Below are 14,008 nucleotides of genomic sequence, written 5' to 3'. Positions count from 1 at the left end.
TTTCCCTGCCCTGAGTTCAGATCGACGAAGACGCACTGATTAGGGTCTGAGATGGGCTTGAGCAAAATCTGAATGGTCTGCGTTGAGGCATCTGGGACAAACGCTCTTATATCGAACTCCGTCGACGGAAAACCTTGGTGAGCCCACGTGTCGACATTCCTGATCGTCGAAGCGGCGAGAACACTCTTGGTGATCGTTATAGCGGTCCTCGTATGCAAAACCCCGTATACGAAAGGTGTACCTGGAACGCAGTAGTGTGCGAGCCCCGGCGTAAGCTTGAACTCAAAGTAGCGAGCGCGCATAGAAGTCGAGCGGGATGCTCGGTACAGCTTTCCATCGAGGGAGCTGAAAAAGACAAAGCCACTCTCATCAGCGAATACCGGGCGAAGATGGTCCTCTTCGAAGATCGATTCGACAGGCATCGGTTATTTCGACGGCGCTTGAGGCGTCTTGAGCTTGCTCAACAGAACGGGGAGCAGGACCGCGTTAAGAAGGGTTGCGCAACCCGCAGTCAGCAAGAGCCCTTCTGGGCCTGTTGCCAGCCAGAGAGGCGCCCCGAGCGCCCCTCCGACCGCATCGCCGACAAGAAAAGCAGCCTGAGAGATTCCGAAAATTAACCCTGTGGCGTGTGCGGGGATCACTGCATACTGGATCGTTTCTTCGCATGCGACCGCGAGCGCTATCAATGCTGCACGGAGCACAAAAACAAGGGCGACCCAGAAGAGTCCAAGTCCGAAACTCAGTCCTAAGAGAATCGCCAATGCTCCTGCGCTTACCTCCGCAAGCGCAAACAGTCTGAACGGTCGGCTGTGTGAGCCCCATCGTGAAAGTGCCCACGAGACTAATATTTGCGCCCCGCTAAGAAGCGCTAGAACGATAGCGGCTTGAGCTGCTGAGGCTCCACCTTCCGTCAGGATTAGAGGCGCATAGGGGGCCACCAGACTTACATAGAAACCAGAGATGAGCCCGATTATGGCGAGACGGAATCCGATTGAGCGGAAGCTCGAAATTCGTGGTGCATCCCTGACGCCCCGGGTACTCAGGCGGGGTGGGTTAAGTCTTGTCTGCGGCATTAAAGTGAGCCACAACAGCGCGAGCGCGATGAGTCCAGGCGCGACCCACAGCGCTGTCGCAGGCCCGTCAATGCGGCTGTCGATCATGCTGAAGATAACGGCAGCCCCGGCTGTTCCCGTCACCACGCCGATTTGATTCCCAAGGTTTCGCGCCCCGACTATCCGAGGAAGCTCATCATCGGTAGCGTTGCTTCGAACCCAGGGTCTGATCGCGACCAGAACTAGCGAAGCCCCCAAACCAGCTATGGCGGAGAAGATGACTACGGGCACAAGGTCGGTGAGAAGCCGCCCAGCGATGCCCACCCCGTAGATAAGTGTGCCTATCTTGACAGCGCGTAACCCCCCAATTCGATCGGCTAGCGCACCCCACGCGAATGACAGTCCGCCAACAACCGCCATAACCGCGTACCCGACCCCAAACGCTAGAAGCGAATCCAGGCGTTCAAAATAGAGCGGTTGCGCGACCTTCGACATCCACATGCCGGCGGCGAAAAGTGCAGTGAAAAAGCTCAACTGCACGCGCAGGTCGACGTTCACGGCTTAGTGCTCACGATTATGTCGTAATTTTGCGCGAGGTAAATAGAATTGGGGAACAATTTGAGCCCCTGCGTAAGTATTGCGAGCGCTTTCGTAACATTGTTTTTACTCAAAAAGACCTCCGCGGCGAGGGATACGCGCCGCTCAACCTCAGGCTGGGCGAGCGAGTGGATGTCCCACGACACTATTTCGCTCAGCGCTTTCTCGTGCTCGCCGGCCAGAATGAGGTTGTACACCACGTTGGTTAGATGCACCGGCGATTCTGGATTTATAGAGTGGGCTCTTCGAAACGCCAGCACGGCTTTATCGTGCTCACCCTTTCGGCCTTCATATACACCTAACTGGGCCCATGCTGCAGCGAGAGTCTCGTCGGATTCTACTGCCGTGTTGCATTGGAATATTGCAGCGTCAAGATCTCCTATTCGCGCGAAGCACTTCGCCATTTCCAGCCGGTACTCGGGCATGTGGGGGTCGACGCCGATCAGTTCTTCGTATGTTCGTAGCGCCGAGTCGAAGTCCTCGAGCTGGGTGAAGCATTGTGCGAGATTGTAGATCAGCACAGTTCGGTGGATCGCGATGTTTTCAGTTGTCCCGCTAAGCGTATCGATGCCCCAACGCAACAACCGGATCGACTCTTCGACTTTCCCCCGTCGGAATAGGATTAGCGCGTAGCCGTTTCGGTTGAATACCTCATCAAAGATTACGTCGTCGCCATTTCGCCGCCCAGAATTCAGCTGGTGAAGAGCGTCATATGCCTCGTCGAGCAGAGTGGCGCTGGTTTCGAGATCTCTCAGACCTGAGGGGTGATGCCGTGCGTAAAGCATGGCAGTTCCATACTTTGCGCGGACGAAATCCATAACGTCGCCTGACCGGCTCCATCTATCGTAATAGTGCTCTGCATTGAGCGTCTGCCCTAGCATCGCATTGGCTAGGGCGAGTAAATTCCAGACGCGCGACGATTGTTCGACTTCTTGAAGGGATGTTCCCAACTTCTGCGCAGTCCAAGCGTCTCCAGCGTTGATGTATTCGAATGCCTGCTGGTACACGTAGTCTGCGTTTTCCGAAACTTTGGGAAGTTTCAGGGCCTCAAGGAGCTCTTGCTCCTCTCTGCTCGGCACATGGCTAAGTGCACCATCAACGACTCCGACTTCAAGTTGAACCGACCAGCCAGCAACTTTGCTGGCTGTCATTAGAAACTCGCGGCTTCCGTCGTCGAGCTCGAGCGCGCTAGAAACGCGCACAGAGATATGGCCTGAATCCCGTGATATCCGTTCGGCGATCTTGAAATAGCTTCTTGTCGCTCGCTGCTGTTGAAAGAATCTGATCTGGTGATCAGGCGTGGCCGCGTCGGTGAGGCTCGCTGCTCCTGAGCGAACTCGCTCGGCTAGTTCCTGGTCTAGAGGTCTTAACACTCGAAGACCGTGTTGCATTAGCCAATCGGTGCTATCTCCGCTGATTCCGTAGTGGGTCAGAATAACTTTCACCACGCTGTAGGAGATCGGAGTTCGGTTGTGAGCTGAAATTGTAAGCAAACTAACGCTGCCTTTCAGAGCGGGCGCGAACGGATCGCCCGCGCCCGCTCAGGATCACTTTAAAGGGCTACTTTGCCACCGTAGAGAACAGCGAAGTCGATCTTTTCTTCTTGGGGTTCTTCAACCTTGAGTTCCATTTCAGGCTCCTTGTCGTTTATCCGAATTGGACAGCGGTTTGCTGGCCTGAATTTAAAGTAGACAACCGAGCGCGAAGTGTTTTGAGTTTTCCACAATTCAGATGCTTCGCGGGAACGGCTTTGTTTTGGTTCGCGAGGGTGCGTCTGTGCGATCACTGTGGTCGCCGCAACCGCGACAACCACAGCGGAGCCCAGCAGGCATTACGCCGAGGGAAAACACGCAGTCCGCTTGCAGCGCGATACCGGTAACCTTGCAGCACGTTTCTTCAGAGAGAGGCACTGGGTCACCCGACCCGGAACATCATGGATTTTAAGCGCATTTTCCGCGGCCCCGTTCCGTACATCATCATCGGTATCGCCGCCGTCTCGATCGCCGCGAGCCTTCTCCTCGGCGAGGGCTACAAAGAGATCACCACTCAAGAGGGCCTCGACCTTCTTCAGGGATCGACGGTGTCATCAGCCACCATCATTGACGGTGAGCAGCGTGTTGACCTCGAGCTCTCCAAAGCCGACGGCGACAACGGCACGAAGGTGCAGTTCTACTACGTAGCACCGCGTGGCACCGAGATCGTTTCTGCTGTCAACGGCGCCGACGTCAAGGAGTTCAACGACCAGGTTCCGCAGGAGAACTTCTTCGTTTCCTTCCTCTCGATCATGCTGCCGTTCCTCATCATCGGCATCATCTTCTTCTTCATCTTCAGCCGCATGCAGGGTGGCGGTGGCAAGGTTATGCAGTTCGGCAAGTCGAAGGCCAAGCTCGTGGGTAAAGACACCCCGCAGGCCACTTTTGCGGATGTCGCTGGTGCTGACGAGGCCATCGAAGAGCTCGAAGAAATCAAAGACTTCCTGAAAGAACCGGCCAAGTTCTTGGCTGTTGGCGCCCGCATCCCGAAGGGCGTACTGCTGTACGGCCCTCCCGGAACCGGTAAGACCCTGCTGGCCAAGGCCACCGCGGGTGAAGCTGGAGTGCCGTTCTACACAATCTCTGGTTCAGACTTCGTTGAAATGTTCGTGGGTGTCGGTGCAAGCCGTGTTCGCGACCTCTTCGAGCAGGCCAAGCAGAATGCTCCCGCAATCATCTTCATCGACGAGATCGATGCTGTTGGTCGTCACCGTGGTGCCGGAATCGGTGGCGGTAACGATGAGCGCGAGCAGACTCTCAACCAGTTGCTGGTCGAGATGGATGGCTTCGACGTGAACGCCAACGTAATCCTCATCGCCGCAACGAACCGCCCTGACGTTCTCGACCCCGCGCTTCTGCGCCCTGGTCGTTTCGACCGTCAAATTGGTGTGGATGCTCCCGACAAGATCGGTCGCAAGCAGATTCTCGAAGTGCACGCCAAGGGCAAGCCCATGGCCGAGGGCGTTGACCTCGAAGTGCTCGCTCGCAAGACACCCGGCTTCACCGGTGCTGACCTGGCGAACGTGCTCAACGAAGCAGCGTTGCTGACCGCGCGCTCCAACGCGCAGCTCATCGACAACCGTGCCCTCGACGAGGCGGTTGACCGTGTCATGGCCGGCCCGCAGCGCCGTTCGCGCCTCATGAACGACAAAGAGAAGCTGGTCACGGCGTACCACGAGGGTGGTCACGCGGTGGCTGCTGCCTCCATGCGCAACAGCGACCCCGTCACGAAGATCACCATTCTTCCTCGCGGACGTGCCCTCGGCTACACGATGGTGATGCCGCTCGAAGACAAGTACTCCGTGTCGCGCAACGAGCTGCTCGATCAGCTCGCCTACGCGATGGGTGGCCGGGTTGCGGAAGAAATCGTGTTCCACGACCCGACGACCGGGGCATCCAACGACATCGAAAAGGCCACCTCGATTGCGCGCCGCATGGTCACCGAATACGGCATGAGTGCCCGAGTCGGTTCCGTGAAGTTGGGCAGCGCCTCGAGCGAACCCTTCATGGGTCGCGACATGAGCTCGAGCCGCGAATACTCCGACGAGCTCGCCAAGATCATTGACGAAGAAGTTCGACTGCTGATCGATAAGGCTCACGACGAGGCATGGCAGATGCTCAACGAGAACCGCAAGGTGCTCGACAAGATCGCCCTCGAGTTGATGGAGAAAGAGACTCTCGACCACGTGGAGCTCGACAAGATCTTCAAGGGAATCGCCAAGCTTCCCGAGCGTCCCCAGTGGCTCTCGAGCGACGCGCGCCCGGTGTCGCAGTTGCCTCCCATCAAGGTTCCCAAGAAGAAGGTGCCGAAGGCTGACGCAAGCGACAGCGACGAAAGCACCCCTTCGAAGCCGGCACGCACCCCACGGCCACGCAAGTCGCCCGGGGTAGCAACGGCCTAGGGCACCATGTCGATCGACCTCGCACGCATTGAAGCTGCGGTAGCCGAGATTCTTGATGCCGTCGGCGAAGACCCGAAGCGGGCAGGCCTCACCGCCACCCCGCGTCGGGTCGCCGAGGCGTACTCCGAGTTCTTCGCAGGCAACACGATCGACCCTCTCGTGCACCTCTCCGACAGCATCGAGTTCACCGCTAAGGCGGATCAGACGGGCGAGCTGGTTCTCGTGCGTGACATCGAATTTCGGTCCATGTGTGAGCATCACCTGTTGCCGTTCTTGGGCGTCGCCCATGTTGCCTACGTTCCAGACGAACGCATCATCGGCCTGGGCAATATTGCGCGGGTCGTCGAGACGATTGCCGCGCGCGCGCAACTGCAGGAGCGACTGACCGAAGAGATCACCGACGCGATCAACACGGGGCTGTCGCCGCGTGGAGTGCTCGTTGTTGTTGATGCTGTTCACGGCTGCGTTTCGGCTCGCGGCCCCCGCCAGACCGCCAGCTCCACGGTGACCTTGGCGTCTCGTGGGGTTCTTAGCGATCCAGTGGAACGCGCTGAAGTGATGGCGCTCATCGGCCGAGGTGGCGATGCGTAGAAACCCTCGCGTGGCGGTTCCCCAAATCATGGGCATCCTCAATGTCACGCCTGATTCTTTTAGCGACGGAGGCCAGTTCGAACATGTGGACGCCGCCATTGCGCGAGGCATCGAACTGCGCAACCAGGGCGCGGATGTCGTCGATGTCGGTGGCGAATCGACTCGCCCCGGTGCCGAACGAGTCTCTGCCGCGGCGGAGCAGCAGCGGGTAATCCCGGTGATCAAGGCGCTCACGGCTGAAGGCGTGACCGTGAGCATCGACACCATGAATGCCGAGACGGCACTGGCCGCGGCGAATGCGGGAGCATCCATCATCAATGATGTCTCTGGAGGGCTTGCTGACCCCGAGATGTACCGCACGGTTGCCGAAACAGATCTGCTTTATATTGCGATGCACTGGCGTGGGCACAGCACCACGATGGGGCAACTCGCGCACTACGACGATGTGGTTGACGACGTGCGCAGCGAGCTGAAGGCGCGTTTGGCAGAAATGATGGTGTGGGGTGTGAAGCCCAACCGCGTTGTGCTCGATCCGGGCTTGGGCTTTGCCAAAGACGCCCGCCACAACTGGGCGCTGTTGGCGCGCATCGACGAGATTGCGTCGCTCGGGCATCCGGTGCTCATCGGGGCGTCACGCAAACGCTTTCTCGCAAAAATGCTTCCGGCCGATGCGCCGCCAGCCGAGCGCGACCTGGCTACCGCAGTGATCAGCAATGTCGCCGCCGAGGCGGGCGTGTGGGCCGTTCGGGTGCACGATGTTCCGTCAACGCACATTGCACTTTCCGTGTATCGAGCTATGCAGAAGGGCAAGAAACGATGAATCCCGCACTGGACGAAATCACCCTCACTGGCTTGCGCGCCACCGCCTTTCATGGCGTCTTCGACCACGAGCGTCGCGATGGTCAAGTCTTCGTGATCGACGCGACCGTGTATCTCGACTTCGCGGCCGCTGCCCGCACCGACGACCTTGACCGCACCATCCACTACGGCGTCTTGGCCGAAGAGATCGTCGCCGCCGTCGAGAGCAACCCGGTTGATCTCATCGAGACGGTTGCCGAACGCATCGCCACTGTGGTGCTTGCACACGAGGCCGCCGTGAGCACCAAGATCACGCTCCACAAACCAGAAGCACCCATCACTGTGCCGTTCACCGATGTCTCGGTCACCATCACTCGTCAGCGTGCAGCCCGTGCCCAGACTGCTGGCTTCAGTGCAGAACCGCAGCCGCTGCCGTGATGCGACAGCAACGACTGCACGTCGAGTTGCCGGTGATGCTTGCCATCGGCAGCAATCTCGGCGACCGCGAATCCACCCTGCGCGACGCCGTGCACGCCATCAACCGCATCGACGGTGTGACCGTGGATGCCGCCTCCAGCATTGTGCAGACTCCGGCCCTGAAACTCTCCGGCATCGACCACTCTGCTCCCGCGTATCTCAACGCGGTCGTGTTAGCGCGCAGTTCGCTGGAGCCCCACGCTCTCCTCGCTGAGCTGCAGCGCGTCGAGGCTGAGCATGGTCGCGTGCGCGACGAACGCTGGGGCGATCGCACGCTCGACATCGACATCATTTCTTTCGCGCACCTGCAAGTGGATGACGAACTTCTGACGATCCCGCATCCTCGGGCCGCCGAACGATCGTTCGTGCTCGTGCCGCTGCTGCAGCTCGACCCCCACGCGCACCTCGCCGGAATCGGAAGCGCGGCTGACGCCCTTGCGGGCATCGAGAACGACGCTACCGAGTGTGAGGCGGAACCCCTGTGGTAGCCCGCACGTCGGCCGTGCACTTGGTCACCATTGCCGCGGCGGGAGCAGCCGTCGGCTGGTTGCTCGAAGTGTTGTTGACGGCATCCGGAAACCCGATTGTGACCCCCTCGGTCGCCTTGGCGGTCTCGCTCTTCTTGATCGCCGTGATCGTGGTCGTGCTGGCAGTGCCCATCTACCGCTCATCACGCGGGCTGCGCAAAGAACGCGTGAATCCCTTCTTCGCGCTGCGCGTTGTCGTGCTCGCGAAAGCATCGAGCTTCGCCGGGGCTCTCCTTGGCGGAACCGCCCTCGGCATCGCGGTCTACCTGCTGAGTCGCACCGTTTCTCCCGAAACCGGCGCTATCGGCACGAGCTTCGTCGTTTCGGCTGGCGCGATAGTGTTGCTGATCGCAGGATTGGTCGCTGAATATTTGTGCACCATCCCGCCTGATGATGACGACCCGTCGTCGCAGAACCCGATGGACCCCCAAGGAGCAGCGTGACCGAGCGACTTGATCTCCCCGACGCCGAGTGGCGCGGCGTCTCCCGCAAGTACACCATCGTAGAAGCGGTCGGGCTGCTCATTACGGGCATTATCCTCACGGTGGGAACGTCAATCCCGACCTTCATCACCGGCATCCAGTGGCTTGCCGTAATTCCGATTTCGCTCGGCATCATCTTCGTCATCAACATCGCGCTCACCCCGCGGCGAGTGCGGGCGATCGGCTACATGCTGCGCGAGGATGACTTGGTCTTTCGTCGCGGACTGATGTTCCGCCGCGTGGTTGCTGTGCCCTATGGCCGCATGCAGCTCGTCGACATCAACCGCGGACCCCTCGATCGCGCCGTTGGCCTCAGTGAACTCAAGTTTGTGACGGCCGCGGCATCCACCGGTGTGGTGATTCCTGGCCTTCCTGAGCAGGATGCTGAGGAGTTGAGAGACACGCTCGTCGCCCTGGCCGAGAGCCGCAGGGCCGGACTGTGAGCGACCCGCGCGAGCCCGCCGAGCCCGCCGAGCCGCAGGAGCCTCGAGAACCGCTGGAGTCCGTGAACGCAACTGAACCTGCGAACCTGAACACTGCCGAGCCTGCTGCTCCCGCCGTGGCGCTCACGGTGCCCGAGAGCGCTCGTCGCCTTGGTGAGTGGCATCGACTGCACCCGGCAACGCCGTTCTTGCGCGGCGGCATCGCGTTCGTGGCAATCATCGGTGTCATCATCGTCAACGCCCGCGACGTCTTTCTCGACACCATTTTTGGCGGCGGCAGCCGAGAACTGCGTTTCTTGGAGCGTTTTGCCGAGTCAAGCCTGATCATTTTGGCGATTCTCGCCGTGCTCGTCATCCTGATTCTGAGCGTCGGTGGTTTTTATCTGTCGTGGCGGATGCACACCTTCCGCATCACGGACGAGCTTGTTGAGGTGCGCAGCGGCATCCTGTTCCGCACCAACCGTCGTGGACGACTTGATCGCATCCAGGGCATCAATATTTCGCGGCCATTCTTGGCACGCCTGTTTGGGGCCGCCAAGCTCGAAGTGAATGTGGCAGGTCAAGACGCCAACGTTGAGCTGGCCTATCTCGGCTCCGCTGGCGCCGACGATTTACGAGTCGCGATCTTGCAGCTCGCCTCGGGCACTCGCGCGGCTGAAGCAGCGGCCGATGCAGCCGCACAAGCCCCGACCGGTGTCACGGGTGTGGTGGAGTCGCGCGTCAACGAATTCTTGGCCCCAGAGCTCGACCCCCATGCCGCGCCGCCAGAGTCGATCGTGCGCATCAGCATCCCGCGGCTCATCGGTTCTCTCGTGCTCAGCGAAGCGACCATCATCGCGATTCTGGTGGGCATCGGCATCATCACGACGATCATCGTTACTGGCGACTACGGCTGGATCTTTGCGCTCCTCCCGGGCTTTCTCGGTCTCGGCGGTTATTTGGCATCCAGACTGACGCGCTCGCTTCGGTACTCGATCGCGGCAACGGATGACGGCATCCGTGTCGGTTATGGCCTGTTGTCGACGACCAATGAGACGCTCCCGCCCGGCCGCATTCACGCGGTTGAGGTATCGCAGCCGCTGTTATGGCGCGCTGCCGGCTGGTGGGAAATCAAGATCAACACGGCCTCGCAAGCAACAAGCTCAAGCGGCGCAACCGCCAAGACAACGCTGCTCCCGGTCGGAGATATGGCCGATGTGCACCGCGTGCTGCAACTCATTCTGCCGAGCCTCGCTGACGCCAAGTCGCGGGAACTGCTCGAGTGCGGTCTAGCCGCTGGAGCCCACGATGACGACTACGTCACCTCGCCCAAGCGGGCGGCCTGGCTGCGCTGGTTCTCCTGGCGCCGCAATGGTTTCGTGCTGATTTCGGATGCCGTCGCGCTGCGCAAGGGAGCCATCTGGCGTTCCCTCGTGCTTGTGCCTCAAGCCCGCATGCAGAGCGTCAGCATGAACGAGGGTCCGCTGCTGCGCCGCATGGGTCTTGCTGAGCTGCGAATTCACACTGTTGCAGGGCCAATTTCGGCCACCATCGGTGCGCTCGACCGCAACGATGTTGTGCGCTTCTTCGATGAGGTTGAGCACGCGGCCGTGCACGCCGCAGGCGTCGACACGAGTCACCGCTGGCGCAGTGCAGGTGTGAACACCGAGTCCTCGGCACCAATACCCCCTGAGGACGACGCGTAATGGCGCAGGCAGCTGGGCGGCTCGGAATCGGCATCATTGGTGCGGGAAAGGTCGGCCCGATTCTTGGCGCAGCCCTCGCAGGCGCAGGCCATGCAATCGTGGGAATTGCGGCGACGTCAGAGCGCAACCTTGAGCGCGCAAGCGCGATCCTTCCCGACGTTCCCGTTCTCGACATCCCGACTCTGGTTGAACGCAGCGAGCTCGTGATTCTGGCGATTCCGGAGAGCGAGATTGAGTCGTTCGCGAAGGGTCTCGCCGATGCTGGAGTGTGGCAACCGGGGCAACTCGTGCTGCACACCGCGCCGGGGCTCGGCTATCAGGCCTTGGCGCCGGCACTTGCTGTTGGCGCGATTCCGCTCGCCGTGCACCCGGCCATGGTGTTCACGGGAACAAGCCTTGACCTCACGCGCCTGCACGAAACCTATTGCGCCGTCAGCGCGCCCACTCCGGTATTGCCGATTGCGCAAGCTCTCGTCGTGGAGATGGGCGCCGAGCCGATCGTGATCTCCGAAGACGAGCGTGCTGCGTGGGCCGAAGCGGTCAGTACCGCCACTAGTTTTTCGGCCGCGATCGTCCGTCAATCTTTAGATTTGCTTGGCAGCGTCGGGGTGGATGCCCCCGCGCGTGTTTTAGGACCCCTGTTGCGCTCCTCGGTCGAGAGTGCGCTCGCGCGTGCCACAGCGACTAGCATCGATGTTTCCTTGCTCGACCCCGAGCCGAGGCCCCATTCACAGGAGGACCCCTCGTGAGTTCACACCCCCGCCCGCAAGTTATTGAGACCGTCGCGGGTATGCGCGATGTGGTCGCGCACGAGCGCGCCGCTGGCCGCACTATTGCTTTGACGCCCACGCTGGGCGCGCTTCACCAGGGTCACCTCGCTCACGTCGAGCGTGCTGCCGAACTCGCCGATGTGCGCATCGTCTCGATCTTCGTCAACCCCACGCAGTTCGGGGCCAGCGAAGATCTCGACAAGTATCCGCGCACCATGGACGAGGATCTCGACATGCTGGGCGCGATGGGTGTTCCCTACGTTTTCGCTCCGAGTGTGGAGGAGATGTATCCGAAGGGGCCGACCTCGACCACAATTTCCGCCGGCCAGATCGGCACGATGTTCGAAGGCAAAACGCGCCCCGGTCACTTCGACGGTGTGCTCACCGTCGTCGCCAAGCTACTCGCGATCACGAGCCCGCAGTTCGTCACCTTCGGCCAGAAAGATGGCCAGCAACTTTTTCTCGTTCGCCGCATGATTACCGACCTCAACATCCCGGTGCAGCTTGAGATCATCGAAACCGTGCGCGAAGAAGACGGTCTCGCCCTCTCGAGCCGCAACCAGTTCTTGGATGACCACCAGCGCGAAGCCGCCTCCATCCTGTCGACCGCTCTCAACGCGGCGACCTCGGCCGCCGACAGCGGCCTCGATGCCGTGATCGCCGCAGCCCAGGGCGCGCTCATGGGAGCGTCAGGCGTCGAGCTCGACTATTTCACCGTCGTCGATACCGACACCTTCATGCCGGTGCCCGATGGTTACCGTGGACCAGCTGTCGCGCTCGTCGCCGCACGCGTGGGGGAGACCCGTTTGATCGACAACGCGACCCTCTACGTCGGCTAGTTTTCGTCTGCAGTTTGAGGCGCGGCAGTGCGCGGCTATCCCGGCTACGATTGAGGGCGTGAATGACGCTGCTAACGCCCCCGAGCCCACCGAAGCTGAAGTTTCTGAGCAAAAAGCCGTTCGGTTAGAGAAGCGTCAGCGACTCATCGATTCGGGCGCTGAGGCGTACCCGGTCGGCGTCGCCATCACCACGAGCATTCCGGCCGTGCGCGCGAAGTACCCGTCGCTTGAAGCGGATGAGACCACGGGCGATGTCGTCGGTCTCGCGGGTCGCATCGTGCACCTCCGCAACACCGGCAAGCTGTGCTTCGCCTCGCTGCAGTCCGGTGACGGCCAGCGCATCCAAGTCATGGTTTCGCTCGGCGAAGTGGGCGACGAGTCGCTCGCTCTGTGGAAAGAACTCGTTGACCTCGGTGACCACCTGTTCGTGAGTGGCGAGGTCATTTCGAGCCGCCGCGGCGAGCTTTCCGTCATGGTCAAGGACTGGAAGATCGCGTCCAAGGCCGTTCTTCCCCTTCCCAACCTGCACTCCGAATTGAGCGACGAACAGCGCGTTCGCAGCCGCTACCTCGACCTCATCGTTCGCGACCAGGCCCGGTTCACGGTGCGCGCTCGCGCCAAGGTCAACGCGAGCCTGCGCGCCACGTTCGCCGCGCACGACTACCTCGAAGTCGAAACGCCGATGCTGCAGACGATGCACGGTGGAGCATCCGCTCGCCCCTTCGTCACGCACTCCAACGCGTTCGATACCGAGCTGTACCTGCGCATTGCGCCCGAGTTGTTCTTGAAGCGTGCCGTTGTCGGTGGCATCGAGCGCGCGTTCGAGATCAACCGCAACTTCCGCAACGAGGGTGCTGACTCCACGCACTCGCCCGAGTTCGCGATGGTCGAGGCGTACCAGGCTTATGGCGACTACAACCAGATGGCTGACCTCACGCAGGAGCTCGTCCAGAACTCCGCCGTTGCTGTCACCGGATCGATGCTCGTCACACTCGCTGACGGCACCGAGTATGACCTCGGTGGCCAGTGGGCGCGCATCTCGATGTACGACTCCCTCAACGAAGCGGCCGGCCTCAGCGTCACGCCGCAGACGTCCGCTGAGGAACTGAAGGTGCTGGCGGATGCTGTCGGCATCGAGGTCACTCAGCCCACCCACGGCAAGTACGTGGAAGAGCTGTGGGAGCACTACGTGAAGCCGGGCCTCGACCTCCCGACCTTCGTCATGGACTTTCCCGTCGATACGAGCCCACTGGTGCGCGACCACCGCACCATCGAAGGTGTTGTCGAAAAGTGGGACCTCTACATTCGTGGATTCGAACTGGCTACCGGCTACTCCGAGCTTGTTGACCCCGTGATTCAGCGCGAACGTTTCGTGGAGCAAGCACTCCTGGCTAGTCAGGGCGACGTTGAAGCAATGCGCCTCGACGAAGACTTCATCCGCGCTCTCGAGCACGGCATGCCGCCGACCGGTGGAATCGGTGTCGGTGTCGACCGTTTGCTGATGGCCATCACGGGCCTCGGCATCCGCGAAACCATCCTCTTCCCTCTGGTCAAGTAAGTAGCTCGACGATGGCCGACCCCATGCCCGAGAACACTTCTGATGGCGCTGCGACTGCAGGCGGCGCTGCGACTCCGGATGCCGCTGCTGCTGCTGCTGCTGCTGCTGCCGAGACGCCGAAGAAGTCGACGATTACGCCCATGCGCATCGCGCTCTGGGTTCTCGTGGCTGGCGCCGGATTGTTTATGGTGCTGACCGGCCTCGTTGGCGTATTAGTGAAGGCTCAGTAGTGGATCGCAAATCATCACGCCTCAT

The 14,008-nt window shown here is 60.7% G+C and carries 15 protein-coding genes; 12 read left to right on the top strand and 3 right to left on the bottom strand.

Annotation, left to right across the window (positions count from 1 at the left end; translation table 11 throughout):
- Positions 1-425 precede the first annotated feature (425 nt).
- The 3 genes from ESZ53_RS07865 to ESZ53_RS14335 form a co-directional block, all read right to left on the bottom strand.
- Positions 426-1,610 (bottom strand): MFS transporter, encoded by a 1,185-nt coding sequence (locus tag ESZ53_RS07865; protein ID WP_129072320.1) that lies wholly within the window; start codon positions 1,608-1,610, stop codon positions 426-428.
- Complete coding sequence (locus ESZ53_RS07860) at positions 1,607-2,800, bottom strand: tetratricopeptide repeat protein (protein WP_168187203.1); 1,194 nt, start codon at positions 2,798-2,800, stop codon at positions 1,607-1,609. The genes ESZ53_RS07865 and ESZ53_RS07860 overlap by 4 nt, the downstream gene beginning before the upstream one ends.
- Before the next feature lie 401 nt (positions 2,801-3,201).
- Positions 3,202-3,462, bottom strand: a complete 261-nt coding sequence (locus tag ESZ53_RS14335) for a hypothetical protein (RefSeq protein ID WP_129072318.1) — start codon at positions 3,460-3,462, stop codon at positions 3,202-3,204.
- 120 nt (positions 3,463-3,582) lie between these two features.
- On the opposite strand from ESZ53_RS14335, the gene ftsH reads away from it, so the two are divergent.
- From ftsH to ESZ53_RS07795, 12 genes are read left to right on the top strand one after another with little or no spacing between them, the layout of a single operon-like run.
- A complete protein-coding gene (gene ftsH, locus ESZ53_RS07850; protein WP_129072317.1) occupies positions 3,583-5,583 on the top strand; it encodes an ATP-dependent zinc metalloprotease FtsH in 2,001 nt (666 codons plus the stop codon).
- A gap of 6 nt (positions 5,584-5,589) precedes the next feature.
- Complete coding sequence (gene folE / locus ESZ53_RS07845; RefSeq protein ID WP_129072316.1) at positions 5,590-6,174, top strand: GTP cyclohydrolase I FolE; 585 nt, start codon at positions 5,590-5,592, stop codon at positions 6,172-6,174.
- Between the two features lie 10 nt (positions 6,175-6,184).
- Entirely contained in the window at positions 6,185-6,994 is an 810-nt protein-coding gene (gene folP / locus ESZ53_RS07840) for a dihydropteroate synthase (protein WP_246837251.1), read from the top strand.
- Entirely contained in the window at positions 6,991-7,410 is a 420-nt protein-coding gene (gene folB / locus ESZ53_RS07835; protein ID WP_129072315.1) for a dihydroneopterin aldolase, read from the top strand. The genes folP and folB overlap by 4 nt, the downstream gene beginning before the upstream one ends.
- The gene (gene folK, locus ESZ53_RS07830) at positions 7,410-7,937 is read left to right on the top strand and encodes a 2-amino-4-hydroxy-6-hydroxymethyldihydropteridine diphosphokinase (RefSeq protein WP_129072314.1); all 528 of its coding nucleotides are present in this window, start codon (positions 7,410-7,412) and stop codon (positions 7,935-7,937) included. Before folB ends, folK begins: the two co-directional genes overlap by 1 nt.
- Positions 7,931-8,419: a DUF3180 domain-containing protein gene (locus tag ESZ53_RS07825; protein WP_129072313.1), complete on the top strand. Its 489-nt coding sequence runs from the start codon at positions 7,931-7,933 to the stop codon at positions 8,417-8,419. The genes folK and ESZ53_RS07825 overlap by 7 nt, the downstream gene beginning before the upstream one ends.
- On the top strand, positions 8,416-8,901 hold the full coding sequence (locus ESZ53_RS07820) for a PH domain-containing protein (RefSeq protein WP_129072312.1): 486 nt from the start codon (positions 8,416-8,418) through the stop codon (positions 8,899-8,901). Before ESZ53_RS07825 ends, ESZ53_RS07820 begins: the two co-directional genes overlap by 4 nt.
- Complete coding sequence (locus ESZ53_RS07815) at positions 8,898-10,586, top strand: PH domain-containing protein (RefSeq protein ID WP_246837250.1); 1,689 nt, start codon at positions 8,898-8,900, stop codon at positions 10,584-10,586. Before ESZ53_RS07820 ends, ESZ53_RS07815 begins: the two co-directional genes overlap by 4 nt.
- The gene (locus ESZ53_RS07810; RefSeq protein WP_129072311.1) at positions 10,586-11,335 is read left to right on the top strand and encodes a Rossmann-like and DUF2520 domain-containing protein; all 750 of its coding nucleotides are present in this window, start codon (positions 10,586-10,588) and stop codon (positions 11,333-11,335) included. Before ESZ53_RS07815 ends, ESZ53_RS07810 begins: the two co-directional genes overlap by 1 nt.
- Complete coding sequence (gene panC / locus ESZ53_RS07805) at positions 11,332-12,195, top strand: pantoate--beta-alanine ligase (protein ID WP_129072310.1); 864 nt, start codon at positions 11,332-11,334, stop codon at positions 12,193-12,195. The genes ESZ53_RS07810 and panC overlap by 4 nt, the downstream gene beginning before the upstream one ends.
- Before the next feature lie 58 nt (positions 12,196-12,253).
- Positions 12,254-13,753 (top strand): lysine--tRNA ligase, encoded by a 1,500-nt coding sequence (gene lysS / locus ESZ53_RS07800; RefSeq protein WP_129072309.1) that lies wholly within the window; start codon positions 12,254-12,256, stop codon positions 13,751-13,753.
- 11 nt (positions 13,754-13,764) lie between these two features.
- Positions 13,765-13,983: a hypothetical protein gene (locus tag ESZ53_RS07795; RefSeq protein WP_129072308.1), complete on the top strand. Its 219-nt coding sequence runs from the start codon at positions 13,765-13,767 to the stop codon at positions 13,981-13,983.
- The last annotated feature ends 25 nt before the right edge of the window (positions 13,984-14,008 follow it).

It is taken from the genome of Salinibacterium sp. UTAS2018 (assembly GCF_004118935.1).
Lineage (GTDB): Bacteria > Actinomycetota > Actinomycetes > Actinomycetales > Microbacteriaceae > Rhodoglobus.
This window is presented reverse-complemented; position numbering and strand designations above follow the sequence as displayed.